The organism is Aquirufa sp., from assembly GCF_044239315.1.
Classification (GTDB): domain Bacteria; phylum Bacteroidota; class Bacteroidia; order Cytophagales; family Spirosomataceae; genus Aquirufa.
On record NZ_JBIIBQ010000031.1, the window covers coordinates 1 to 24,671 of the forward strand.

Consider the following 24,671-nt stretch of genomic DNA (forward strand, 5'->3'; position numbering starts at 1 on the left):
ATAAAGTTTTTAATCAAAGTGATGACTTATTACATGAAGGAAAGACGACTTTAGTCTTTATGGATTTAGTCTCAAAAAAGATAGTTAAGGCACCTGAATGGTTGATTTCAGCTATTTTGAAACATAGAAATGATGATTAGAAGGGTTCTGCGTGAGATTAGATTGTTTTGGAAAGATTGTGAGGAACACTATGTTTTAGCACGTATTCTTACGATTTTGTATCGAAAGATATTTCATTTTGATATAGATGTTCGTGCTGCTGCGGTTGCTTACAATTTTACATTAGCTGTTTTCCCTACGATTATCTTTCTATTCTCTCTGCTGGCCTACATTCCGGTGGATAATTTTGATATTAAAATGGTGAACTTTTTAAAGTCATCCATCCCTAAAAACCTGCAGAAAGATTTTACCGAATTGCTTTTAGATTTGATTCGAAAAAAATCCGGAGGAGTTTTATCTTTTGGATTTTTATTTGCGCTTTATGCTTCCACTAGTGGTATTCAAGCTCTTATTCGTTCGTTTAATTTAACCTATAAAACGAAAGAGAATCGAGGGATTTTGAAGGAGCGTGTGATTGCAGTTTCATTGAATTTCTTGTTGACCTTCGTCTTGATTACGGCATTCTCTGTCTTTATTGTAGGGAAATTAGTAATCGGTTATTTGAAAGGTAAGGGGCTAATTGATTATGATTTCAATTTCTACATGCTAAATATTCTGACGTATTTCCTCATTTTCGCGATTTTCTTTTTGACTATCTCGATTATCTATTATTACGCTCCAGCTATCACGAAACGTTGGAAGTTTTTTAATGCTGGATCAATTACAGCCTCTATTTTGACCATTCTAGTAACGAATTTGTTCTCGTATTACCTAGTTAATTTTGCGAGTTATAATAAGGTGTATGGTTCGATAGGATCGTTGATTGCCTTGATGGTTTGGTTGTATTTTATTGCCTTGATTTTACTAGTAGGATTCGAAATTAATGCTAGTATTGATCAAGTAAAAGAGGAAAAAGAGGAAGCTGAAACAGATTATTTTTTCGAATAATATGGCAGAACTCATCCGGCTTTATGATAAGAATAACAGTCAAGCGACTTTAGAGTTGATTGTTAAAGCTTTAGATAAGGATGCAGTCATTATTTACAAGACGGACACGATGTATGCTTTAGGGTGCCACATCAATTCAACGAAAGCTGTGAATCGAATTTGTGAAATTAAGGGTATTCAGGCCTCTAAGAATCGATTCTCCTTTATTTGTTCGGATTTAAGTTCGATTTCGAATTATGCCAAAGTATCCGATTTCGCCTTTAAAACCTTAAAACGATACCTTCCTGGAGCCTTTACCTTTGTATTGCCAGCAAGTTCTAAAGTACCTTCTATTTTAGTGCAAGGAAAGAAGACAGTAGGTATACGTATTCCAGATTATGGTCCTATTCTGTCGATTGTTGAATTAGTAGGATCACCAATACTGACGACCTCTTTACCTCACGTTGATTTAGAAGTGGAAGAATATACTGATCCCAGCTTAATTATGGATCGATGGGGACATGCGGTTGATTTAGTTCTTGACGGAGGTTTTTCGGGTTATATACCCTCTAGTGTGGTCGAAATATTGGATGATTCATTTGAAATCGTCCGTGAGGGTGCCGGTGATTGCACTGATTTTAATTAAGACCATTTAACGTTTAACTTATCTGGTTTTGTATGTTTCCAGCGTCTATGGGACCATAAGTACTGTTCCGGATAATCATTAATTGATTTTTCAAGTCTTCGTGCAAATCGTTCGATAATTTCCCCGCGAGGCAACTCTTCAAAAGGCACATTGGCAATTAATTCATAGGTTAAAGTATATTTCCCTCTTTTAGTACGTACAGCCTCAGCAAAAATAACGGGATAATTGTATTCGCGTGCAAAACGTTCCATCCCTGTAAAGAAGGCAGTATCTTGATGTAGAAATGTTGTCCAATAGGCACTTTCGGGTTTTTGAGGTGCTTGGTCAGCTGCTAAACAAACAGCGCGTGGAATATCTTTTCGTTCGCGAGTTAACAAGATAGATTCTTTTTTCTCTATTAAATGGATATTCCCAAAACGGGAACGCACCTGGCTTGTAAATTCATTGAATAATGGATTGTTGAGTTTTTGATAAATTATATCGTAAATGTTATTGGTTAAAGCTAATCTATGAATTGCCCATTCCCAATTACCCTGGTGTCCAGCAACCAAAATGACGGGAATTCCTTTGTTTAGAAAATCGGTTACTATTTCTTCATTTCTAATTTCGTAACACGCTAAAATTTCGTCTTTTGTTATCGAAGCACCTTTCAAAAACTCGACTAATTGATCTGTTAAATAGCCATAAAAACGGTAGAGTAAGTTGTTTAACTCTTTTTCTGTGGCTTCAGGAAATGATTTTTTTAAATTAGTTTGGATAACTTTTTTCCTGTAAGGAATAAAATAATAGAATAGATTGGCACAGAATGTAGCGAAGCCATAAAGCACAGGTAAGGGTAATCTTCCAATTAGTTTGTATAGAAATAGAGGAGACACTTTCATTCTTATTATCTTTGTTCTTTAATTGTACAAATATCCGATTAATTTTTGGGAATGCACATTGAGACGCATTATTTGCCTAGTTTAGAATACATGTCACTTTTGCTTCAGCATCCGACTTTACTTTTCGAGGTAGAGGAGAATTTCCCGAAGCAGACCTATCGGAATCGTTGTCTGATATTAGGAGCAAATGGGGTAGAACGATTAACAGTTCCTGTTATTCACACTTCTGGTCAGAAGACGAAAACAAAAGACACTAAGATTGATTATTCCCAAAATTGGATAAAGCAACATCAAGGTGCTTTTCAAGCGGCATATGGGAATGCACCGTATTTTGAATATTTTAAGCCATATTTAGATCAAATTTTTGCAAAAAAAAGGTTTTTTTTAGTAGATTTAAATATTGATCTTTTGAGTTTTGTTTATCGAATTATAGATGTACCTCTCGTTTATGAGAAGACTTTAGAGTTCGGAGTTAAGGCAGAAACAAGTGAATATGATCAAATAAGTGCAAAGAAAGACTGGACAACGCGTTCATTCTATCAAAATAAATCTTATCGCCAATGTTTTGGAACTGAATTTGTTCCTAATCTTTCGGTTTTGGATTTATTGATGAATCATGGTAAGGAGTCTTTGACTTTTTTAACATAAAAAAGGGAACAATTTAGGGGCATACGCGGTTTATGCATTTAAATTGAACGAAATAAATAGAACGATATGGAGGCTAAATTTTCGAATAAAGTGAAGGAAGTCATCTCGTTAGCTCGAGAAGAGGCATTGCGTTTAGGTCACGATTATATCGGTACTGAACATTTGATGTTAGGGATGATTCGGGATGGACAAGGGCCAGGCATTGACTTATTATTGCGTTCAGGTGTTTCTTTGGATTCATTACGCCAGAGTATAGAGCATTCTACCGCTTCTACAACGCGTTCTACTTTTGATCGGGAAAATATGTTAAATATTCCTTTAACAAAGCAAGCAGAGAAAGTATTGCGTTTGACTTATTTAGAAGCCAAGTATTTCAAAACAAATGTGGTAGAAACAGATCATTTATTGATGGCTGTTTTGCGTGATGAAGATAATGTGGCAACTCAGATTTTGGAAAAATACCAAGTATACTACGATTTAATTAAGGAAATGGTGGAATTTCAATCAGGCAATGGCCAAGGAGCAAATCCGAAGGCCAGTTCAGATACAGATGATAATGATGATGATTCTCGTTTGTATAGTGCTGGTTCTGGGTCTACAGGTGGAGCAGGTGCTGGAAGTACAACAGGGTCAAAACCTGGAGAGAAGAGTAAAACCCCTGTCTTAGACAATTTCGGTCGTGATCTAACTAAGATTGCGGAAAATGGGAAACTAGATCCTATTGTAGGTCGTGAGAAAGAGATTGAGCGTGTTGCTCAGATTTTGTCACGTCGTAAGAAAAATAATCCTATTTTAATTGGAGAGCCCGGTGTGGGAAAAACGGCCATAGCGGAAGGCTTAGCCTTACGCATAGTGCAAAAGAAGGTTTCTCGGGTGCTTTTTGGAAAACGAGTAGTGACGCTTGATATCGCTTCTTTAGTGGCAGGCACAAAGTACCGTGGTCAATTCGAAGAGCGTATGAAGGCGGTTATGAATGAATTAGAGAAGTCTACGGATGTAATTTTGTTCATTGACGAATTACATACCATTGTGGGAGCAGGTGGAGCATCTGGGTCTTTAGATGCTTCCAATATGTTTAAACCATCTTTAGCACGTGGAGATATCCAAGTGATTGGAGCTACTACGTTAGATGAATACCGTCAATATATTGAGAAAGATGGTGCATTAGCACGTCGTTTCCAAACCGTGATGGTAGATGCTACGACGGTGGATGAAACCATTGAGATTCTTCACAACATCAAAGATAAATACGAAGATCACCACCATGTAATCTATACAGAGGAATCGATTATTTCAGCTGTTAAATTATCTGATCGCTATATTTCAGATCGTTTCTTACCAGATAAGGCGATTGATGTATTAGATGAAGTAGGGGCTCGTGTACACATTTCGAATATCAATGTTCCAGAAGATATCGTTGCATTAGAGAACCAAATCGAAATTGTTAAAAAAGAGAAGAACCAAGTGGTTAAGTCTCAAAAATACGAGGAAGCGGCTCAATTACGCGATAGAGAGAAAAAATTAATCGATCAATTAGAGCAGTCCAAGGCAGCTTGGGAAGAGGATTCTAAGAAGCAGAAATTTACGGTTACAGAAGAACATGTGGCTGAGGTTATCGCTCAGATGACTGGTATTCCAGTTAATCGGGTAGCGGCGAAAGAGGGTGAGAAATTATTACAGATGGATGAGCAGCTTTCGAAGCAAGTGATTGGTCAACCAGATGCGATTAAAAAATTAGTAAAAGCTATTCAACGTACGCGAGTGGGCTTAAAAGACCCGAAGAAACCGATTGGTTCTTTTATCTTTTTAGGCCCTACAGGGGTAGGAAAGACGGAGATGGCAAAAGTTTTAGCTACTTATTTATTTGACAAAGAGGATGCTTTGGTCCGTATCGATATGAGTGAGTACATGGAGAAATTTAGTGTATCTCGCTTAGTAGGAGCGCCTCCGGGCTACGTGGGTTATGAAGAAGGTGGTCAGTTAACGGAGAAAATTCGTCGTAAGCCGTATGCTGTCGTATTGTTAGATGAAATTGAAAAAGCGCACCCAGATGTCTTTAACTTGTTATTACAAGTATTAGATGATGGTATTTTGACGGATGGTTTAGGTCGTCGTGTTGATTTTAGAAATACGATTATCATTATGACATCGAATATTGGTGCGCGTGATTTGAAGGATTTTGGATCGGGTATCGGTTTCTCGACTAAATCGAAAGTGGACAACCTGGATGAATATGCTAAGACCACCATTCAAAATGCGTTGAAAAAGGCATTTGCACCAGAATTTATTAATCGCTTGGATGATATAATTGTATTTAATTCTTTAGAGCGCCCTGCTATTCATCAAATCATTGATTTGATGTTAACTAAGCTGAAAACACGTTTATCAAACCTTGGTTTCGAAGTGGAATTAACGGAGAAGGCAAAGGATTTTATGGCGGATAAAGGGTATGATCCACAATATGGTGCTAGACCATTGAATCGTGCGATTCAGAAATATTTAGAAGATGCGTTAGCTGAAGAAATATTGAAAGGGGCTTTAGCAGAAGGAGAGTACATTGTGGCGGATTTTGAGGAGGGTGCTGATGCCTTGACTTTGGCTAGAAAAACAAGAAAAGAATTAACCAAACAAAAAAAATAATATGTCATTAGTACAAAATAAGGTCGTTTTAGTGACAGGAGCCTCACGAGGTATCGGTCGGGCTATTGCGACTACATTTGCCAAGGCTGGCGCTTACGTGGCTTTCACGTATTTATCTTCTGTAGAGAAGGGACAAGCATTAGAACAAGAATTAGCAGCATTTGGTATTACAGCCAAAGGATATCGTTCAGATGCATCTTCTTACACTGAATCAGAAAAATTAGTGGAGGATGTGTTAGCTGATTTTGGAACGATTGACATATTAATTAACAATGCAGGAATTACGCGTGATGGTTTATTAATGCGTATGTCAGAGGAACAATGGGATGAGGTCATTCGCGTGAACTTAAAGTCAATTTTTAATTTGACAAAGGCGGTTACTAAGCCAATGATGAAGGCTAGATCTGGATCCATTATCAACATGACTTCGATTGTTGGAATTAAAGGTAATGCGGGTCAATCAAATTACGCAGCTTCAAAAGCGGGTATTATAGGATTTACAAAGTCTGTGGCCCTTGAATTAGGCTCTCGTAATATTCGTTGCAATGCCATTGCTCCTGGATTTATCGAAACAGAGATGACGGAAGAATTAAATGAGGCGGCGATTGAAGAGTGGACAAAAGCGATTCCTATGAAAAGGGGAGGGCAGGCGACGGAAGTAGCTGATGTTTGTTTATTCTTAGGTTCAGACATGTCCTCTTACGTTACAGGCCAAGTTATTTCAGTAAATGGAGGTTTGTTAACCTAGTTTATAATTTAAGCACAGTTAGACCTCAGTCTTTACGTTTAAGATTGAGGTCTCTTTTTTTATGAGGATTTATCTATTTTTTCTGCTGGTTTTCTTAAGCTCTTGTGCTAAGTCTGTACTTCCTGTACAGATTGCTGATAAGTCAGTGTATGTGGATCGTTTTCCGGCTATAAAACCGGGCTTAACCACAATTGATTTTTCTCTATCTTATGATAGTTTATTGGCGCTTAGTCAATTGAAAGCAGGTTCTCTACTTTATCAAAATTCCTCCGCTTCTTCTGCTATTGATTTCCCATTAGATGTGCGATTATTAGCGCCTATACAATTAAAAGCCCTTCAAAAAGACCATATTAGTCTTTCCTTACCTGTTCGAATGTCTGCAAAACCAGAGTTAGCCGGTATATCTGCGGGCCTAGTCACAGGTGATTTAGCGATGCAGGTTCAGCTGAAGTTGAATCTAGCTAATTTGAGTTCTTTGCAAGTAAAGGAGGTTGCCTATGACTATGAATGGATTCAAAAACCCTCGGTTAAGGTGATGGGATTTCCGGTGAATGTCTCAGGGTTAGTAGATCAGTTATTGAATCAAAAGAAAGCATTGATTTTGGCTCAAATGCAAGAGCAACTGAATGCTTCGATTAGAAATACCGTTTCGAAACCCTTTTCATTACAATCCTTAATTTCAGAGTCTCCAGCTGGGTACCGGTTTGAACCGGCTGCAACCTCCGCATTAGATTTGCGTAATTTATCTTTTGAGCAAACTGGAATTAAAGGTCAGTTGAGGTATTTTGGAGGATTTAAAGTGGTTTCTGGTCAAGACAATGTGAAGCCATTTTTCATTCCGGTAAAAGATTTACCAGGTGTGGCTACACCTACACTTCCTTTTCAATTTCAAATGACTGGTCCGGAATTGATCGATCAAATTAAATCATTTAATACTTCCTTAAAAGGTGTAGGTTCTTTCGTATTCCAAAAGGAGGGTTTAGGTTTTCAATTAGTTCAATTTAAAGGGAAGTCTTCTAAGTTAGAGGTAGATTTTGATTTCGTAATCTATCCGGATAATTCTGTCGGTATTCAATTAAAAGAGACACGTCTTCAGGGCTTATCTTTTCCAGCTTCCCTTTTTAAGAGCAATATTCAACGCAAATTACAGGCACAAGCCTCGGCTTTTCGGTTTAAGCCGTCTCTGATTCTATCTCGACTTCCTAGTTCGATTACATTAGTAAAAAATGGCCGAGTTCGTTTTCAAAAGATCTATTTTGATAGTAGTTCGGTGTTAATTGAGGGAGCATTTGAAGGGAATTGGTCTTTGGCCAAATAAAATCTTACCTTTGCCCCAGAGAAAATAGACTATCCTATCGCTTTTTAAAGAGGAAAGTCCGAACAACATAGAGCAGTGTGCTTCCTAACTGGAAGGGGAATCTTCGGATTCTACAGCAAGTGCCACAGAAAATAACCGCCTTCGGGTAAGGGTGAAAAGGTGGGGTAAGAGCCCACCGCTGGTTTGGTGACAAAACAGGCATAGGTAAACCTCACGCGTTGCAAGATCAAATAGGCTAGCTGCCGCAAGGCAAAAGGGTGGCTCGTCCGATGCTAGTGGGTAGATTGCTACAGATAAACAGTGATGTTTATCGAAGATAAATGATAGGACGGTGGGTAACTATCGACAGAATTCGGCTTATCGGTTTATTTTCTCTATTTCTTTGTTTGAAATGAAAGCAAAATAGTTTAATTTTGCAGACTATTTATAAACCCGAGGGACGAGATCCCTCATAAACCCATGTATAATGGCTGTTAAAATCAGATTAGCGCGTCGCGGACGCAAAAAGTTAGCAATGTTCGATGTAGTAGTTGCGGATGCTCGTGCACCACGTGACGGACGTTTTGTAGAAAAAATCGGAACATACAACCCTAACACCAACCCAGCAACTGTCGTTTTAAACGAGAAACAAGCAATCCTATGGGTATTGAACGGTGCTCAGCCAACTGACACAGTTCGTGCAATCCTTTCTTACAAAGGAATTATGTATGCGAAACACTTACAAGTAGGTGTGAACAAAGGTGCTATCACGCAAGAACAAGCTGATGCGAAGTTCGAAGCTTGGAAAGCAGCGAAAGAGATATCTATTCAAACGAAAGCAAGTACATTGCAGCAATCGAAAGCGAAGTCTAAAGCGGCTCGTTTAGAGGCTGAGGCAAAAGTATCTAGCACTCGTGCTGATAATATTGCAGCAAAAAATAAAGTAGCTGAAGAAGCTTTAGTAGCTAGCGTAGTAGAAGCTATCAACGAAGCGGAAGAAGAAGCGACTGGTGTTGAAGTTGACGAGGTAGTAGCTGAGGCTCCTGCAGCAGTTGAAGAAACAGTTGTAGCTGAGGTAGCTGAAGAAGCAGCAGTTGAAGAAGCTCCAGCAGCAGAAGCTCCAGCAGCAGAAGAGGCTCCAGCGGCTGAGGAAGCAGCAGAAGAGGCTCCAGCGGCTGAAGATGCAGCAGAAGAAGCTCCAGCAGCAGAAGAAGCAGCAGAAGAGGCCCCAGCAGCTGAATAATTTTTGATTTCATTTAAAATCATACAAATTTGTTCTCAAGTTTGTATGATTTTTTTTGTACCTATGGCAAAGACTGAATATTTCGAATTGGGCACACTTTCTAAGCCGCATGGTTTAAAAGGTGCTTTTCATCTCTATTTAGATGTTGATGATCCCTATGAGTATGAAGATTTAGATGCAATCTTTTTGCAACAAGGAAATGAAATAGTTCCTTATTTTGTAGAAGATATTCAGATTCGGGATAACTTGAATTTGATTACGTTGGAAGGTATTGATTCTTTGGATGCCACGAAAGAGTTAGTTGGTTTAAAGGTATTCCTACCTTTATCAGCTTTACCTCAATTAAAAGACGATCAGTATTATTACCATGAAGTAATTGGCTATCAGGTTGTAGATAAAAATTTAGGTGATTTAGGGACTGTAAAGGAGATTTATAGTACGGGGGCTCAAGATGTGGTGGTGATGATTTATCAAAATCACGAAGTCTTGATACCTTTAATTGATGCGATTATCCCTAAAGTGGATAAGAAGAACCAAATTGTTCATAGTATTCTGCCTGATGGTTTGTTAGAAGTTTATACCCAAGAGGATGCGGATTGATATTATTTCAGTAGTTCCAGCTTTGATGAATAGCTTTTTTGAGCATTCTATTTGCGCGCGTGCGGCTAAAGCAGGGCTAGTGGAAGTCGTATTTCATGATCTACACGATTATTCAGAAAAGAAGCACAAACAAGTGGATGATTATCCGTTTGGGGGTGGAGCAGGAATGGTGATGTCGGTGGAGCCTTTGGCAAAATGCATTGAAACCTTAAAAGCTAAACGCTCGTATAATGAGATCATCTATTTTAGTCCTGATGGCATCGTTTTAAAACAAGGTTTAGTGAACCAATTGAGCCTTGGAGAGAATCTGCTATTTATTTGTGGTCATTACAAAGGAATCGACGAACGTATACGAGAGAAGTATGTAACGAAAGAGATTTCGATTGGTGATTACGTATTATCGGGTGGCGAACTAGCTGCTGCTGTTACTGCTGATGCGATTATTCGCCTGATTCCAGGGGCGATAGGGGACGAAAGTTCTGCATTAACTGATTCCTTTCAAGATGGATTGTTAGCACCTCCTGTTTATACACGTCCTGCTAGTTTTGATGGTATGGACGTACCTGAAGTGCTTTTGTCAGGTCATGAAAAGAGGATTGAAGAGTGGCGACACGAGCAAGCTGTATTACGTACGCAGACTAGAAGACCTGATTTATTAGATTAAGATGAACAAAAAAGAATCCATTTCGCTTGTTACAATGTTAGCGCTGGGAGGCTTGTACCTTATTTGGGGAAGTACTTTTTTGAGTGTTCGAATTCTTTTGGACTATTTACCCCCATTGGTTATCTCATTTTCAAGAAATTTAGTAGCTGGGATTCTGTTTTTAGCTTGGTCTATTTTAGGCGGTCATTGGAAAAGTCTCACTTTTGAACATTGGAAAGTACACCTCTTAGCGGGTATTTTGTTGATTACTTTAGGTAACGGTTTTATGGCCTTGGCCGGCTTAACCATCCCGTCTGGATTATCCTCGGTTTTCATGGCATTTGGTCCTTTGTTATTAGTGTTATTGTTTTGGATATCAGGAAGGAAGCCGAGCAATCGAAAATTATTGGGAACCTTAATCGGGTTTGTAGGAATTATTTTGTTAGCCTCTCAAAAGAACTTAGCGATACCCGGAAGGGAAATTGACTTTTACAAAGGTATGGGTTTCTTATTAGTAGCTGTTTTAGCTTGGAATGTTGGCGTATTTTATATTCAGTTTATGAAGGCGAATACGTATCATTTTACGCAAGTTTGTGGCATTCAAATGACATTTGGAGGTCTTATTCTGCTCGGAATAGCTTTATTTAGAGGGGATGCGCAAACAGTCGTATTGACTGATTTACCAGCAAAAGCCATTTATGTGTTTGTTTATTTAGCGTTGATTGGCTCTATGTTGGGTTTTGGATTATTTGGTTATTTATCTAAAGCGTTGGATGCAACTTTGGTATCTACTTATACGTATGTGAACCCTATAATTGCCTTATTTTTAGGTAATATTATCCTTGGAGAGTCTTTAAGTAGTATATTGTTGTTCGCAAGTAGTTTGATTTTATCAGCTGTCTTGTTAATTACTACTGAAAAGACCTCAACCTCATGAAAAAGATTTTACTTGCTTTGTTTTTTACAACCTCTTTAATGGCTCAAGATTTTACTCCTTTATATCCCGCTGGGGTTCCCAATTCTAAGCCAGTAGTTAATAAGCAATCTGCTGTTAAAGGTAAAGACGGAATAGAACGAATCTCTAAAGTATCTATACCCACTTATCGATTCTTTCCTGCGGCTATCTCAAAAGAACCACGTACTTGTGTGATCATTTGTCCGGGTGGAGGTTACCGTATTTTAGCCTCATCACATGAAGGTTACGATATTGCAGCTAAATTCAATGAGATAGGTGTTTCTGCTTTGGTATTGTGTTATCGCTTACCAGAGGATTCCGCTCAAATTGAAAAGAAATACGCTCCTTTGCAAGATGCTCAGTCGGCGATTGCGCTGGTTCGTACTAATGCAACAAAATGGAATATTGATCCTGCCAAAGTAGGGATTATGGGCTTTTCTGCCGGAGGTCATTTAGCTGCAACAGCATCCACTCATTTCAATAAAGATTATACGGGTATTCATGCTGGAGTAAATCTTAGACCAGACTTCTCTATTTTATTATACCCTGTTATTTCGGTTAGACCCTTCGGTCACGGTGGAAGTTCTCTAAGTCTTTTAGGAAAGAATCCGACGGAAGAGGAATTAGCCTTGTTTTCAAATGAAGAACAAGTAAATGCCCAAACACCCAAAGCATTCTTAGTTCACGCTGCCGATGATATGGCGGTACCTTTAAAAAATTCCTTAATTTATGCTGAACGTTTAACAGCTAATAAAGTGCCTGTGGATTTGCATGTATATGCGAAAGGTGGTCATGGTTTTGGACTAAACAATAAAACCACAAGTGGGGACTTGTGGTTCGATCGTTTAACAACTTGGTTAAAAGCAAATCAATTGCTTTGAGTTTTCTTCATGACAAAGTAAAAGGGAATACCTAGAAGAACGATTCCTAGTCCTATGGAAGAGGAGAGTGTTTTTACCCACAATAGGTTGCCTGCAATTCCAACTAACAAAAGTAAGTAGCCACTGAATAGTACCTTTTGTAAAACAGGTAATTCATTTTGCATGATTCGTGTTTTAAACACGGAAGCTACAGTTAGGAAGTAGAAAATTAAGATAGCAAAGACGGTGAAGTCTAATAAGGCACCATAAGATCCAGAGAAACACAATAAGATGGCCCAAAGTCCCTGAATACCTAACGAATATACAGGAACGTCTTTTTCATTCGTTTCAGCTGCTTTCTTAAAGAATAAACGATCATTTGCCATGGCTTGAAATAAGCGCCCACCAGCTAAGATGATACCGTTATTGCATCCAAAGGTTGAAATCATAATAAAAACGGCCATTACTAAAGCACCTATTCCACCTAAAACGGTTTCTAAGGCTGCTGCTCCTAATCGATCTTGAGTGGCAAACATAATTCCACGTGCATAACTATTGATTCCATCTGCTTCACCCTTCAATGGCAAAATGCTCAAATAGGCCATATTTGTTAGTAAATATAACAAGCATACGAGCGCTGAACCATAGACTAGACCTTTGGCAATCGTCTTCTTTGGATCCTCAAAATCAGCACTAGCAAAAGTAACATTATTCCAAGCGGACGAAGAGAATAAGGGCCCGATCATGGCTACCCCAAATAAAGAAGTTAATTCCCAGCCACCTATGGAATGGGATGTATTTGTTGTACTATCAATGGTAAACGGCTCGGCGAAGAATCCTTCAAAGTGTATCCATTCATTTTGAACACCCACGTATAAACCTATAACGACTAGGATGATAATGGCGCCTATTTTAGTGATGGTAAAGATATTTTGAACTAAGGAGGCAAACTGAACGCCTTTACTATTAATAAAAGTTAATAGTGCAATGAGAGAGGCCGCTAAAATTTGTTGTGTGGTGATAAAATCACCGACCAAAGGAGTGTCATTCAAAATACCAGGAAAGATAAAGCCTGCATAACGGGCAAAAGCGACTGCAACTGCAGCAATTGTACCTGTTTGAATAACTAAAAAGGTGGTCCAACCGAACAAGAATCCAATAAGAGAATTATACGATTCCTTTAGATATATGTATTGTCCTCCCGTTTTAGGGAAAACTGAACTCAATTTACCATAGGCAAAAGCACCGGTAATGGTTAGGAAGGCTGTTAACAGCCATGTTCCTATCCAATAAATAGGGGAGCCCACGGATCTAGCCACTTCAGAACTGACTAAAAAGATACCCGATCCGATCATGGAACCCATGACGAGCATAGAGGCATCCAAGGTGTTTAATTTTTTATTCATATAGGTGTTTATTGATTAAATACAATTCCTGATTTTCATCACGAATTCAAAGAAACGATTAATATTTCTGATTTAGGTGAAGTCTTTTTAAGTTTTTTTTAATGTAAACGTTTCCGTAAACGTTTACGGAAAAAAATTAAATATTTTCTTTGATTTTTTATACAATTATCTTCTATATTCCCACACTTGATATATGACCATTTATAATTCATATAGCTATTGTACAATTTTAGATTGATTTATGAAAAAGTCCATTAATGAAGTTGAAATTTGGGATCAATTTAGATCTGGGGACCAAAAGGCTTTTGCCACCTTGTATTCACATTTTGTTCAACCTTTGTATACTTACTGCATGGGTATTACAAGTGATAAGGATTTAATTAAGGATTGTTTACATGATCTATTTGTAGAGATTTGGAAAAATCACGCGAGTTTAGGTCCCACGACAAGTGTAAAATTTTATTTGATGGCTTCCATCAAGCGGAAAATTGTTCGTCAGTTAGAAACTCAATTAAAGAATTTAAATCACCACGATTCGTATCAATATCAGTTTATGGAGGATATGCCCTCTCCGGAAAGGCAATTGATTATGGTGGAGGAGGAGAGGATGTCTCATACTTCTATGTACAAGAGCTTAGAGAAGTTAAGTAAACGCCAAAGAGAAGCCATTACCTTAAAATATTTTAAAAATCTGGATACGGATCAAATTTCAGAGCAAATGAATATTAACCCACAGTCAGTATATAATTTACTTTTTGGGGCCCTTAGAGTAATGAAAGATCATATGTCCAAAAAAGAATATGCTTTTTAAATATTAATTATTATAGGATATATTTGAGTAAAATTTATAATTATCCTGCTTTATAGGTATATAATCTTAATTAAGATTGAAATGTTACCAAAAAAAATGAGCTGGATTAAGAGATTAAAAATAGTAAATAAGTACCCAATTAAACCCTTAAGACTGTCCCAACAAGAAAGCAAAGCCTTGTGGGATAGGATCCAAATGACTTTGCAAACAACTTAATTTTAATTAACCTATGAGAAAAAAATTACTTTCCAAGGTGCTTTTTAGTGGTTTATTGCTGCTATTGAGTATTCAAATTTTTGCCCAAGATCGGACGATCTCAGGTAAAGTGACCTCATCAGAGGATGGTTTAGGAATTCCAGGTGCCAGTGTAGCTGTAAAAGGAACTACTAAAGGTACTGCTACAGATGTAGATGGAAATTACAAGATTACTGTTTCAGGATCTGCAGTTTTAACAATTACATCTGTTGGTTATTTAACCCAAGATGTTACTGTTGGAACAAGATCACAGGTTGATGTTACTTTAGCTGCAGATACGAAGTCTTTGAAAGAAGTAGTCGTAGTAGGTTATGGTACTCAAAAGAAGAGTCAAATGACTGGTGCTATTTCTTCTGTAGGTGCTAAGCAGATTCAAGAATTACCCATTACAAATGCGCGTCAAGCCTTACAAGGCAGAGCGGCAGGTGTGGACGTAGTTCAACCAGGTTCTAAGCCAGGTGCTGGACCTCAAATCCGTATTCGTGGTAGACGTTCATTTAACGCATCCAATGATCCATTATATGTAGTGGATGGAATTCCTTTATCAAGTGGTATTGATGATATCAACCCGAATGATATAGTTTCTATGGAAGTATTAAAGGATGCATCTGCTACCGCTATTTATGGTTCTCGTGGTGCGAATGGTGTTGTTATCATTACTACTAAGCGTGGAAAGGCGGGTTCTACCGTTGTGTCAGTTGATTCTTATTATGGTTTCAATCAAGAATTAGGTACAATTGGTGTAATGAACGGAGCTCAATTTGCTGAGTATAAGCGTGAGTCTCGTCGGGCGGTAGGTCAGTATACATTAGGTGCTGCGACGGCTGCAGAAGATGCTAAAATCTTTGAGCCACGTGAATTAGCTAGTATTGCTACGGGTCGTTCGACTGATTATGTTGCTGGAATGTTGCGTACGGGTGCTATTCAGAGTCACCAAGTTTCAGTATCTGGTGGTAGTGAGAAGACTACCTTTAATATCTCTGGTAACTTCTTCCAAGATATTGGTGTGGTTAAAACACAAGATTTTTCGCGATACACTTTCCGTGTTAACTTAGATCATAAGATTAATGATAAAATCAAAATTGGTTTATCGACTTTGATTGTTAATTCAATTCGTAATGGTGAAAATTTAAACGTATTAGGCGGTGCTATGCAAGAGAATCCTTTAGGGGAGCCTTATGATAAAGATGGTAACCTAGTATTTTTACCTACTAACGATGGTTTACGTACTAATCCATTCTCTGAGTTAGTTGAAGGTGCGAATGTGGATGAGAATAAGCGTTACAGAACTTTTAATAGCTTATTTGGTGAGTGGGATATTGCTAAGGGCCTGAAGTACCGTGTTAACTTTGGTCCAGACTTAACAGTAGGTAGAGCTGGTCGTTTCATCGGTGCATTCACTAATAATAACCGTGGTGGTAATGCTACAGGTAGTATTAATGAGCAATTCTTGTTCAACTGGACATTGGAAAATATCATTACTTACAACAAGAAATTTAAAGATGTTCACAATTTGAGCTTAACTGGTTTACAATCCATTCAGCGTGATCGTGATGAGCGTACTTCTATTTCAGTGAATGGTATTCCAGTAGAATCTGCTTCTTATCATCGCTTAGGTGATGCTAATCAGATTACAGGTGCTAACACTGATTTAATTGAATGGACTTTACTTTCTTATATGGGTCGTGTAAACTATGACTATAAAGAGAAGTACTTATTTACAGCTACAGTACGTATGGACGGTTCATCTCGTTTTGGTGCTAACACTAAATTCGGTATTTTCCCTTCATTTGCGTTAGGTTGGAATCTATCTGAAGAGCCTTTTATTAAGAGCATCACAGAAATCGATCAATTAAAATTACGTGCTTCCTGGGGAGCGATTGGTAACCAAGCGATTACTCCTTATCAAACACAAGCTTTGTTAGGTCGTACTGCTTATGCATGGGATAATACGGCAGCCTATGGATATCGTCCAAATACAATTGGAAACCCAGATTTACGTTGGGAAACGTCTACCACCTCTAATGCTGGTTTAGATTTTAGTTTCTTCCGTGGTAAGGTTTCAGGTTCTGCTGAATATTATGTGACTAGAACTACGAATTTGTTAGCTCCGCAGCCTCTACCTAATTCCATTGGTTTTGGTGGATTTACTACAAACGTTGGTGAGACACAAAATACGGGTATTGAATTAACAATTAACACCGTAAATGTTGACCGTGGCGGATTCCAGTGGACATCAGATTTTATCTTTAACCGTAATAGAGAATCAATCATTTCCTTAGCGAATGGTAAGGTGGATGATGTGGGTGCAGGTCGTTTTATCGGTCAGCCCTTAAGTGTATTCTTTGATTACAAGAAGATTGGAATCTGGCAGCCGTGGGAGGCAGATGCTGCAAGAGCGTATGGAGATAAAGTAGGACAAATTAAAGTAGAAGATTTCAATAAGGATGGTAAGATTAATGCGGATGACCGTCAGATCTTAGGATCAGCCGTTCCATCTTTCACAGCTGGTTTGACAAACCGTTTCTCTTACAAAGGGTTTGATCTTTCTTTCTTTGTTTTTGCACGTGTAGGACAATTAATTCGTAGCCGTTTCCATGACAATGTGAACCAGTTAGCAGGTCGTTATAATAACTTAAACCTGAACTATTGGACCCCCAATAATTTAACAAATGATTTCCCTCAGCCGGTTGTTACGCAAGAGTTCCCTAAGAACGGTAGTGCATTAACCTACTTTGAAGGTTCATTCTTTAAGATTCGTAACATCAATATCGGTTATAATTTACCTGATGATGTGGCTAAGAAGTTGAAGATGCAAAGTGTACGTATTTTTGCTAGTATTCAACAACCGTTAATTTTGGCTGAGTATCGTCAAAAATACAAAGGTATCGATCCTGAGACTTTTGTGGACGGAGAACAAGGTGTTGGTGGTGGTGAGGTTAATGCGAACGTATCACCTGCTACAAGCGTAACAACCTTTGGTTTGAATCTTAAATTTTAATCAAATTAATTAAATAGTACAGATATGAAAAGCTTTAAAATTTTTAGAAAATTAAGAGTTTTAGCAAATATTAGTTTGATTGGAGTAGTTGCTTTAGGTACTCAATCATGTAATGATTTGTTAACAGAAGAGGTGGTTTCGCGTGTTGGTAATGATTACATTAATACAGCGAAAGGTTTGAACGATGCAACTAGTGCTGCATATTCCACTATGCGTTCTTGGTATGGTACCGAGCGTGGTATGAACTTGACGGTCTTTGGTACGGATTCTTATCAGAATGGAGCAGACGGTAGTTGGAAGTTTATGAATACGTATACGACTGACTTTGATACGCGTAATGGTCAAGTTTCAGAAGTTTGGAATGATTTTTATCAAGGTATCAATACGTGTAATGCCATTATTGAGCGTGCTCCTAAAGTAACAGGTTTAACAGATGCTGTTAAAAAGCAGCGTGTAGCTGAAGCTAAGTTTATTCGTGCACATCACTATTTTATTTTAACTCAATTATTTGGTGGTGTAGATTTACGTACGACGGAAACGATAGCTCCTACGAAGGTTGCGAAAAGAGCTACTATAGCTGAAATGTATGCTCAAATTGTTAAAGATTTAACTGAGGCTTTACCTGATTTAGAGAATAAAGCGCGTTCTACTGAATATGGCCGTATCACACGTGCAGGTGCTGAGCATTTATTAGGTCGTGTGTATTTGACTAAGGCTACTTCGTCTGCTAAAGCTGGCGACGACTATTCAAAAGCAATTACAAGTTTGAAGAACGTTATCTCAAATTACGGTATGAGTTTATTACCTAATTTTGCAGATGTGCATAAACAAGGTAATGAAATGAATGGTGAGGTAATCTGGTCTATCCAGTATACGCGTGATCCATTAACAAATGCCGGTGGTAATAATGCGCACGTTTTCTTTGGTATGGAATATGACGTATTACCTGGTATGCAACGTGATACAGAGAATGGTCGCCCATTCAAGCGTTATATGCCTACTAAGTATACTTTAGATGTATTATTCAAGGATAGAGAGAATGATAGTCGTTACAAGAAGACTTTTAAAGACACCTATCTATCAAATAAGCCGGGTACTTATTCTACTAGCTTTGATTTGTCTAAACCATCAGTAACATTTGCGTTAGGCGACACGGCTATTTTCTTACCAGGTGTTGAAATGCCTTTAGCTGAGAGAGCAAAGAAGAAATATCAGGTATTAGTTCCTTCACGTTATGATGAGCGTATATTCTTAGCTATCAATAAGCACTTTGATGGTGGACGTGTAGACCGTACACAATTTGAAGGTGGTCGTGATTTTATTGCTTTCCGTTTAGCTGATACCTATTTAATGTTAGCAGAGGCTCAGTTCTTCTCTGGAGCAGTTAATGATGCTGTTACAACCTATAATGTAGTTCGTCGCCGTGCGGCATGGCCAGGTAAGGAGTCAGCTATGTTAATTACTGCTAGTCAGTTGAATGTTGATTTCGTTATGGACGAGCGTGAGCGTGAGATGCTAGGAGAGCAATCTCGTTGGTTTGATTTAGCGCGTTGGGGTAATATAATTGAGCGCGTTAAGGCTCATAATCCTCAGGCTGCTCCTAATATCAAAGCACACCATGTATTGAGACCTATTCCTCAAACTCAAATAGATAGAGTGGAAGGTGGTAAGGATGCATTCCCACAAAATCCTGGTTATTAAGATTAAAATAATCTCTTAACTTTAAATTCCGAAGGCCTCTAGGTCTTCGGAATTTTATTTAATAAGCATTATGAAAAAGCTATTTACATTGTTTTTAGGCCTTTATGGTTTTGCTTCTTTAGCACAAAACTTACCAGTGAGCTTTAAAAATGGTAAGACATCTGTGGACGTTTTGATAGGAGGTAAGCCTTTTACTTCTTATTTTTTTCCTGGACAGGATGTTTTAAAGAAAGCGGTTTTGTTTCCATTGATTTCGGCTAAAGGAACTACTATTACCCGTGGTTATCCTATGGCTCCGCGCGCTGGTGAGCGTGTAGATCATCCACATCATGTAGGTATGTGGTTAAATTATGAGGATGTGAATGGTTTTGACTATTGGAATAATTCTACTAATATCATCGCCTCCTTACAGAATCACAAAATGGGAACGATTGTTCACACTTCTATTGTAAAACAAGATGCGAAATCAGGAACATTAGTCGTATCGGCTGAATGGATTGATAATGATGGTAAAGGTCAAAAAGTATTGTCAGAAAAAACAACTTATATATTTTCTGGTACTGCTGATTCAAGAACAGTGGATCGCATTACAACCTTGACTGCTATAGCTGATCAGGTTTTATTTAAAGATGTGAAGGATGGTATGTTTGCTATACGAGTAGCCCGTCAATTAGAAATTCCATCTAATAAACCGGATGTCTTTACGGATGCGCACGGCGTAGAAACGAAAGTACCTGTAATGGATAATACGGGTGTAAGTGGTGACTATTTGAGTTCTGAAGGAGTGAAAGGGGAGGCTGTTTGGAGTACGCGTGCTAAATGGATGAATTTGCACGGAGAAATGGATAATCATCCTATTTCAGTTACTATTTTCGACCATCCGACTAATGTATCTTATCCAAGCTATTGGCATGCAAGAGGTTATGGATTGTTTGCTGTGAATCCATTAGGAGCCAAGGTGTTCAGTAATGGTAAGGATGAGCGTAATTTAACATTGAAGAAGGGGGAATCCGTTACTTTTAAATACCGCACGCTCATTTCTGATCGTTTAAATTCTAAGGAAGAATTAGACAAAATTCAAGCGGAATTCGCTTCTGTGAAGTAATATTTAAGAAAATACTCTTATTTTTGTAAGGTAAAGGGGGCTCTTGTAGCCCCTATTTTCTTTATTCTATGCAATTATCCTTTTTAGGAGCCGCTAGACAAGTGACAGGAAGTATGTTCTTGCTGCAATTGGAAGACGGCTATCAAATATTAATCGATTGTGGTACGGACATGGAGCGAAAGCTCGACTTCGATGAACCCGTAGAGCATAAATCATTTTTTCCTTTCGATGCTTCACTAATCAATTTAGTGATACTTACCCATGCACACATTGATCACTCAGGTAACATTCCTATGTTGTACCGAGAGGGTTATGAGGGACAAATACTGTGCACTCCTCCCACGGCGGATTTAGCAGAGTTATTGTTGATGGATTCAGCAAGCTTACACCTGCGTCGTTTAAAAGCTGCACAAGGTGATAGTCGCAAGAAGCACAAACAAATGGATCGCTTACTTCGTAAGGGAGATCTATATCTTCAAAGAGATGTGGAGAACGCGATGGATAATTTTGTGACCTTACAATTCAATCGCAAGTTTATTGTTTTTCCAGGCTTAGAAATTACGTTTGTGCCTGCTGGTCACCTATTAGGGGCCGCGCACGTTTTGATTTCTGTTACAGAGAAAGGGGAGACTAAAACAATCGGTTTTAGTGGGGACATAGGTCGAGCGAATTATCCTTTGCACATTGATCCTCAGCCATTCCCTGAGGTAGACTATTTAATTTGTGAAACTACCTATGGAAACCGTATTCATGAGGACAAGGAAAGTCCGATGGATGCTTTGGGAAGAGTGATTAAAGAAACCTGTATTGATCGACCTGGTCGTTTAGTCATTCCTGCCTTTTCTGTAGGAAGAACTCAGGCTGTCTTATATACACTTAATAAACTGATTGAGGAACGCAATTTTCCTGCAGTTCGTGTTTTTACGGATAGTCCGATGGGCCGTAGTTCAACGAAGATTTATTCTAAGTATTTGTCCTATTTAAATCCGGAAGCACGAGAATTCCACAGGGAAAATGATGAATTGTTTGATGTAGATAATTTGATATTTCTGCAGACAGAAAAGGAAAGTAGAGCTATTAAGGATTACCGGGAACCTTGCATCATTATTTCGTCATCTGGAATGATTTCTGGAGGTAGAGTAGAACAACACATTGCTGATAATATTTCGAACACCTATGCCACGATTTTATTGATTGGATATACTGCGGAAGGAACTTTGGGACGGCAATTATTAGCTGGAACAGATATGATTGTTGTGAAGGAAAGAGAGTATAAAGTGAATGCCCAGATTCGTAAGATTGATGTATTTTCTGGTCATGCTGATCAGACAGGACTTTTGGATTTTGTTAAGCAGCAGAAACCAAGTAAACTAAAAAAGATTTTCCTTTCTCATGGAGAAGAGGAAAGTATGCTGGAGTTCGCTTCTATTTTGAATGGATTGGGTTTTAGTGAAGTTATTTTACCCCAAAAGGAGGAGACTTTCGAGCTTTAATTTTATTTTTGTATTAAAATTTATGCCTTATGAAAACATTATTGGAATTCGAAAAGCCTATCGCAGAATTAGAGGATAAATTGATTGAGATGCGAAAGCTTGCTTTAGAGAATAATGTCGATGTGACAGCTACTGTGGCATCTTTGACTGATAAGATTGTAGAATTGAAAAAGGAAACATTTTCTAATTTGACGCGTTGGCAGCGTGTTCAATTATCCCGGCATCCGGACCGTCCCTATACATTTGACTACATTGAGCATCTCTGTGAAGAATTTATTGAGATTCATGGTGATCGAAACGTAGGAGACGATAAAGCGATGGTGGGTGGTTTTGGAACGATTGATGGTGAATTGTCTGTCATGTTTATTGGTCAGCAAAAAGGGCGTAATACTAAGGAACGTCAATACCGTAATTTTGGAATGCCTAATCCAGAAGGATACCGCAAGGCGCTTCGATTGATGAAAATGGCGGAGAAATTTAATAAACCGATTGTGTGTTTAATTGATACTCCTGGAGCTTTTCCTGGATTAGAGGCGGAAGAAAGAGGTCAAGGTGAAGCAATTGCTCGCAATATTCGGGACATGTTTATGCTGAAGGTGCCTGTGATCTGTGTCATTATTGGGGAAGGGGCTTCCGGTGGTGCTTTAGGCATTGCTGTTGGAGATCGAGTTTTAATGATGGAAAATACGTGGTATTCCGTGATTTCTCCCGAGTCTTGTTCCTCTATCTTGTGGAGAAGTTGGAATTACAAAGAACAAGCTGCTGAAGCCTTGAAATTAACGGCTACTGATATGTTAGCCAATAAATTAATTGATGGTATTATTCCTGAGCCTTTGGGTGGAGCACATCTTCATCCAGAAGAGGCTGCTGCTACTCTAAAAGCAGTAATTAAAAAGGAACTAGCAATACTTACAGCTTTGGATCCTTCTACCCGTATCGCACAGCGGATCGATAAGTTTGGTGCCATGGGTGAGGTTATTGAATAATATGGCAGCTCCTAAAGCGATTATCTTTGATTTAGGGAATGTCTTATTACCTATTGATTTAGATAAAACTTATGCTGCCTTTTCAGTTTACTCTAGCTTAAATAAAGAGGAAATTGGCTCAGTTATCATCGAAAATCAACTTTGGGTTCCCTATGAGTCAGGGAAGCAATCTGACGTAGAATTTAGGGAATTTCTGCGTTCACGACTAGATTTAACTATTTCGGATCTTGAATTCGATGAGGCATTCTCAGCATTATTATTGGATTTTCATCCAGGAGTTTATGAATGGATAGTCTCCTTGCAATCTACGTATCACCTTATTTTATTGAGTAATACGAGTTCTATTCACGCAGAGCGTTTTACTAAGGTTTCTTTAGGTCCAACAGGTGAAAATCTGTTCAGTTTGTTTCATCAGGTGTATTATTCCTTTGAAATGGGTTTGGTCAAACCTGACCCAGCAATTTACCATCGCGTTTTAATGGAACAAGGTTTTGAGCCTTCACAAGTCTTGTTTTTTGATGATAATCTCGCTAATATTAATTCAGCTAAATCCATTGGAATTGATTCTTATTTAATTGATCCCAAACATACTTTTATACAAATACAAGAAATTTTAGATACCTATGTTAGTTAGTAGTCCCATTTTTGATGTTTTATTTAAGCTTGCAGGCTGGAAATTAGTAGGAGTGGTTCCTCAAGATTTAAAGAAAGCATTGGTTATTGTTTGTCCACATGCCACTTGGAAAGATTTTATTGTGGGATTAGGTGCCCGTTCATTAATGAGAATGCCTATTTTATTTTGGGGGAAAAGAGAATTGTTTGATGGGCCTTTTGGTGGAATTTTTACTTGGTTAGGAGGTTATCCCGTAAATAGAGGGACTAAATCTAACTTAGTAGATTCGATAGTAGATATTTATAATTCCAAGGAATCATTTTATGCTGTTTTAGCGCCAGAGGGGACACGTAAAGATGTTCAAGAATTAAAAACGGGTTTCTATTATATAGCAGATGGAGCTAAAGTGCCTTTGATTATGATCGGATTTGACTTTGTGAATAAGGAGATAAAAATTCGGGAACCTTTTTATACGACAGGTGATTTCAATAAAGATAAAATAGAGATTGCTCGTTATTTCAAAACGATACCTGGTGTTCAAAAATCTTGGATTAGGAATTACTTAGCAGAAGCAGCAGAATATATTAATTGAGCTGTTTTTTTAGAAGCACCAGCGTTTCCCACTAAATCTTGTAGGGTTTTATAGTCTTCTTTTTGCTGTTGATATTTTTTTCCTTTTGTCAGAAGTTCTTTCATCCACGCTGTCATGTGATCTACAGAGAACTTTGCCTGGATTAATTCAGGCACGGCTAGTTTATCTAATATGATGTTAACTAGAGAGATATACTTGATTTGTATAACGATTTTGGCCAAAGAATAAAACACCCAATCTGTCTTGTATACCACTATTTGAGGTGTATTTAATAGCGCTGTCTCTAAAGTAGCTGTTCCAGAGGTAACAATGGCAATTTCAGCTTGCTGTACGATATCATAAGTTTGATCGAATAAGACAGGTATCGATGTTTGGTAGAGCTCTTTCCAATCTGAAATTCCAGCGATGACAAAGTTTATTTCAGGATTTGCTCTAGCTAATTGTTCAAAAAGGGGTAAGGCGGTTTTTATCTCCTGTTTTCGACTTCCAGCTAATAAGGCGATGTAGGATTTACCTTTAAA

Annotated in this window: 21 protein-coding genes, 1 other RNA gene and 1 pseudogene; 20 read left to right on the forward strand and 3 right to left on the reverse strand. The window is 38.2% G+C overall.

Translation table 11 applies throughout. The features are described 5' to 3' along the window. Positions 1 to 129 precede the first annotated feature (129 nt). Together ACILP5_RS10240 and ACILP5_RS10245 are read left to right on the forward strand one after the other, a co-directional pair. On the forward strand, positions 130 to 1,047 hold the full coding sequence (locus ACILP5_RS10240) for a YihY/virulence factor BrkB family protein (protein ID WP_395618554.1): 918 nt from the start codon (positions 130 to 132) through the stop codon (positions 1,045 to 1,047). 1 nt (position 1,048) lies between these two features. Beyond that, the gene (locus ACILP5_RS10245; RefSeq protein WP_395618555.1) at positions 1,049 to 1,672 is read left to right on the forward strand and encodes an L-threonylcarbamoyladenylate synthase; all 624 of its coding nucleotides are present in this window, start codon (positions 1,049 to 1,051) and stop codon (positions 1,670 to 1,672) included. On the opposite strand, the gene ACILP5_RS10250 is transcribed toward ACILP5_RS10245, so the two are convergent. Continuing rightward, a complete protein-coding gene (locus tag ACILP5_RS10250; protein WP_395618556.1) occupies positions 1,669 to 2,553 on the reverse strand; it encodes a lysophospholipid acyltransferase family protein in 885 nt (294 codons plus the stop codon). The genes ACILP5_RS10245 and ACILP5_RS10250 overlap by 4 nt on opposite strands. Before the next feature lie 51 nt (positions 2,554 to 2,604). Between ACILP5_RS10250 and ACILP5_RS10255 the strand changes: the two genes are divergently transcribed. The 10 genes from ACILP5_RS10255 to ACILP5_RS10300 all read left to right on the forward strand — a co-directional run bounded on the left by ACILP5_RS10255 (position 2,605) and on the right by ACILP5_RS10300 (position 12,208). Continuing rightward, positions 2,605 to 3,201 carry a WbqC family protein gene (locus ACILP5_RS10255; RefSeq protein ID WP_395618557.1) on the forward strand — a complete coding sequence of 199 codons (597 nt, stop codon included), beginning with the start codon at positions 2,605 to 2,607 and terminating at the stop codon, positions 3,199 to 3,201. 66 nt (positions 3,202 to 3,267) lie between these two features. Then, positions 3,268 to 5,841, forward strand: a complete 2,574-nt coding sequence (locus ACILP5_RS10260) for an ATP-dependent Clp protease ATP-binding subunit (RefSeq protein ID WP_395618558.1) — start codon at positions 3,268 to 3,270, stop codon at positions 5,839 to 5,841. A gap of 1 nt (position 5,842) precedes the next feature. Then, positions 5,843 to 6,589 (forward strand): 3-oxoacyl-[acyl-carrier-protein] reductase, encoded by a 747-nt coding sequence (gene fabG / locus ACILP5_RS10265; protein ID WP_395618559.1) that lies wholly within the window; start codon positions 5,843 to 5,845, stop codon positions 6,587 to 6,589. A 61-nt stretch (positions 6,590 to 6,650) separates the two neighbouring features. Next, the gene (locus ACILP5_RS10270) at positions 6,651 to 7,907 is read left to right on the forward strand and encodes a DUF4403 family protein (RefSeq protein WP_395618560.1); all 1,257 of its coding nucleotides are present in this window, start codon (positions 6,651 to 6,653) and stop codon (positions 7,905 to 7,907) included. Positions 7,908 to 7,928: 21 nt separating this feature from the next. Further along, positions 7,929 to 8,283: RNase P RNA component class A (gene rnpB, locus ACILP5_RS10275), an RNA gene on the forward strand. A gap of 90 nt (positions 8,284 to 8,373) precedes the next feature. Further along, on the forward strand, positions 8,374 to 9,129 hold the full coding sequence (locus ACILP5_RS10280) for a 30S ribosomal protein S16 (protein WP_395618561.1): 756 nt from the start codon (positions 8,374 to 8,376) through the stop codon (positions 9,127 to 9,129). A 63-nt stretch (positions 9,130 to 9,192) separates the two neighbouring features. Further along, a complete protein-coding gene (rimM, locus tag ACILP5_RS10285) occupies positions 9,193 to 9,729 on the forward strand; it encodes a ribosome maturation factor RimM (RefSeq protein ID WP_395618562.1) in 537 nt (178 codons plus the stop codon). Next, positions 9,719 to 10,393 (forward strand): tRNA (guanosine(37)-N1)-methyltransferase TrmD, encoded by a 675-nt coding sequence (trmD, locus tag ACILP5_RS10290; RefSeq protein WP_395618563.1) that lies wholly within the window; start codon positions 9,719 to 9,721, stop codon positions 10,391 to 10,393. Before rimM ends, trmD begins: the two co-directional genes overlap by 11 nt. A gap of 1 nt (position 10,394) precedes the next feature. Then, positions 10,395 to 11,309, forward strand: a complete 915-nt coding sequence (locus ACILP5_RS10295; protein ID WP_395618564.1) for an EamA family transporter — start codon at positions 10,395 to 10,397, stop codon at positions 11,307 to 11,309. Next, positions 11,306 to 12,208 carry an alpha/beta hydrolase gene (locus ACILP5_RS10300; RefSeq protein WP_395618565.1) on the forward strand — a complete coding sequence of 301 codons (903 nt, stop codon included), beginning with the start codon at positions 11,306 to 11,308 and terminating at the stop codon, positions 12,206 to 12,208. Before ACILP5_RS10295 ends, ACILP5_RS10300 begins: the two co-directional genes overlap by 4 nt. On the opposite strand, the gene ACILP5_RS10305 is transcribed toward ACILP5_RS10300, so the two are convergent. After that, positions 12,196 to 13,593: an APC family permease gene (locus ACILP5_RS10305; protein ID WP_395618566.1), complete on the reverse strand. Its 1,398-nt coding sequence runs from the start codon at positions 13,591 to 13,593 to the stop codon at positions 12,196 to 12,198. The genes ACILP5_RS10300 and ACILP5_RS10305 overlap by 13 nt on opposite strands. A gap of 241 nt (positions 13,594 to 13,834) precedes the next feature. Here ACILP5_RS10305 and ACILP5_RS10310 point away from each other — a divergent pair, with 241 nt between their 5' ends. From ACILP5_RS10310 to ACILP5_RS10345, 8 genes are all read left to right on the forward strand, one after another. Further along, on the forward strand, positions 13,835 to 14,404 hold the full coding sequence (locus tag ACILP5_RS10310) for an RNA polymerase sigma factor (RefSeq protein ID WP_395618567.1): 570 nt from the start codon (positions 13,835 to 13,837) through the stop codon (positions 14,402 to 14,404). Between the two features lie 229 nt (positions 14,405 to 14,633). Beyond that, positions 14,634 to 17,660, forward strand: coding sequence for a SusC/RagA family TonB-linked outer membrane protein (locus ACILP5_RS10315; protein WP_395618568.1), 3,027 nt, complete (start codon positions 14,634 to 14,636; stop codon positions 17,658 to 17,660). 24 nt (positions 17,661 to 17,684) lie between these two features. Next, entirely contained in the window at positions 17,685 to 19,361 is a 1,677-nt protein-coding gene (locus ACILP5_RS10320; RefSeq protein ID WP_395618569.1) for a RagB/SusD family nutrient uptake outer membrane protein, read from the forward strand. A gap of 70 nt (positions 19,362 to 19,431) precedes the next feature. Next, positions 19,432 to 20,466 (forward strand): PmoA family protein, encoded by a 1,035-nt coding sequence (locus tag ACILP5_RS10325; RefSeq protein WP_395618570.1) that lies wholly within the window; start codon positions 19,432 to 19,434, stop codon positions 20,464 to 20,466. Positions 20,467 to 20,534: 68 nt separating this feature from the next. After that, complete coding sequence (locus ACILP5_RS10330) at positions 20,535 to 21,959, forward strand: MBL fold metallo-hydrolase RNA specificity domain-containing protein (RefSeq protein ID WP_395618571.1); 1,425 nt, start codon at positions 20,535 to 20,537, stop codon at positions 21,957 to 21,959. 29 nt (positions 21,960 to 21,988) lie between these two features. Then, positions 21,989 to 22,945 carry an acetyl-CoA carboxylase carboxyltransferase subunit alpha gene (locus tag ACILP5_RS10335; RefSeq protein ID WP_395618572.1) on the forward strand — a complete coding sequence of 319 codons (957 nt, stop codon included), beginning with the start codon at positions 21,989 to 21,991 and terminating at the stop codon, positions 22,943 to 22,945. Position 22,946: 1 nt separating this feature from the next. Beyond that, positions 22,947 to 23,579: an HAD family hydrolase gene (locus tag ACILP5_RS10340; protein WP_395618573.1), complete on the forward strand. Its 633-nt coding sequence runs from the start codon at positions 22,947 to 22,949 to the stop codon at positions 23,577 to 23,579. Continuing rightward, complete coding sequence (locus ACILP5_RS10345) at positions 23,569 to 24,150, forward strand: 1-acyl-sn-glycerol-3-phosphate acyltransferase (protein WP_395618574.1); 582 nt, start codon at positions 23,569 to 23,571, stop codon at positions 24,148 to 24,150. The genes ACILP5_RS10340 and ACILP5_RS10345 overlap by 11 nt, the downstream gene beginning before the upstream one ends. Here ACILP5_RS10345 and ACILP5_RS10350 read toward each other — a convergent pair. Continuing rightward, positions 24,117 to 24,671: pseudogene (locus ACILP5_RS10350) on the reverse strand (lipid-A-disaccharide synthase); the annotation flags it as partial. The gene ACILP5_RS10345 and the pseudogene ACILP5_RS10350 sit on opposite strands and share 34 nt — an antisense overlap.

Excerpts from the sequence above, each read along its gene's own strand:
- ACILP5_RS10270 (WP_395618560.1), top strand. The coding sequence starts at position 6,651 with ATGAGGATTTATCTATTTTTTCTGCTGGTTTTCTTAAGCTCTTGTGCT.
- ACILP5_RS10245 (WP_395618555.1), top strand. The coding sequence starts at position 1,049 with ATGGCAGAACTCATCCGGCTTTATGATAAGAATAACAGTCAAGCGACT.
- ACILP5_RS10255 (WP_395618557.1), top strand. The coding sequence starts at position 2,605 with ATGCACATTGAGACGCATTATTTGCCTAGTTTAGAATACATGTCACTT.
- ACILP5_RS10250 (WP_395618556.1), bottom strand. The coding sequence starts at position 2,553 with ATGAAAGTGTCTCCTCTATTTCTATACAAACTAATTGGAAGATTACCC.
- ACILP5_RS10320 (WP_395618569.1), top strand. The coding sequence starts at position 17,685 with ATGAAAAGCTTTAAAATTTTTAGAAAATTAAGAGTTTTAGCAAATATT.
- ACILP5_RS10330 (WP_395618571.1), top strand. The coding sequence starts at position 20,535 with ATGCAATTATCCTTTTTAGGAGCCGCTAGACAAGTGACAGGAAGTATG.
- trmD (WP_395618563.1), top strand. The coding sequence starts at position 9,719 with ATGCGGATTGATATTATTTCAGTAGTTCCAGCTTTGATGAATAGCTTT.
- ACILP5_RS10300 (WP_395618565.1), top strand. The coding sequence starts at position 11,306 with ATGAAAAAGATTTTACTTGCTTTGTTTTTTACAACCTCTTTAATGGCT.
- ACILP5_RS10325 (WP_395618570.1), top strand. The coding sequence starts at position 19,432 with ATGAAAAAGCTATTTACATTGTTTTTAGGCCTTTATGGTTTTGCTTCT.
- ACILP5_RS10315 (WP_395618568.1), top strand. The coding sequence starts at position 14,634 with ATGAGAAAAAAATTACTTTCCAAGGTGCTTTTTAGTGGTTTATTGCTG.
- ACILP5_RS10340 (WP_395618573.1), top strand. The coding sequence starts at position 22,947 with ATGGCAGCTCCTAAAGCGATTATCTTTGATTTAGGGAATGTCTTATTA.
- fabG (WP_395618559.1), top strand. The coding sequence starts at position 5,843 with ATGTCATTAGTACAAAATAAGGTCGTTTTAGTGACAGGAGCCTCACGA.
- rimM (WP_395618562.1), top strand. The coding sequence starts at position 9,193 with ATGGCAAAGACTGAATATTTCGAATTGGGCACACTTTCTAAGCCGCAT.
- ACILP5_RS10260 (WP_395618558.1), top strand. The coding sequence starts at position 3,268 with ATGGAGGCTAAATTTTCGAATAAAGTGAAGGAAGTCATCTCGTTAGCT.
- ACILP5_RS10280 (WP_395618561.1), top strand. The coding sequence starts at position 8,374 with ATGGCTGTTAAAATCAGATTAGCGCGTCGCGGACGCAAAAAGTTAGCA.
- ACILP5_RS10240 (WP_395618554.1), top strand. The coding sequence starts at position 130 with ATGATGATTAGAAGGGTTCTGCGTGAGATTAGATTGTTTTGGAAAGAT.
- ACILP5_RS10310 (WP_395618567.1), top strand. The coding sequence starts at position 13,835 with ATGAAAAAGTCCATTAATGAAGTTGAAATTTGGGATCAATTTAGATCT.
- ACILP5_RS10295 (WP_395618564.1), top strand. The coding sequence starts at position 10,395 with ATGAACAAAAAAGAATCCATTTCGCTTGTTACAATGTTAGCGCTGGGA.
- ACILP5_RS10345 (WP_395618574.1), top strand. The coding sequence starts at position 23,569 with ATGTTAGTTAGTAGTCCCATTTTTGATGTTTTATTTAAGCTTGCAGGC.
- ACILP5_RS10305 (WP_395618566.1), bottom strand. The coding sequence starts at position 13,593 with ATGAATAAAAAATTAAACACCTTGGATGCCTCTATGCTCGTCATGGGT.
- ACILP5_RS10335 (WP_395618572.1), top strand. The coding sequence starts at position 21,989 with ATGAAAACATTATTGGAATTCGAAAAGCCTATCGCAGAATTAGAGGAT.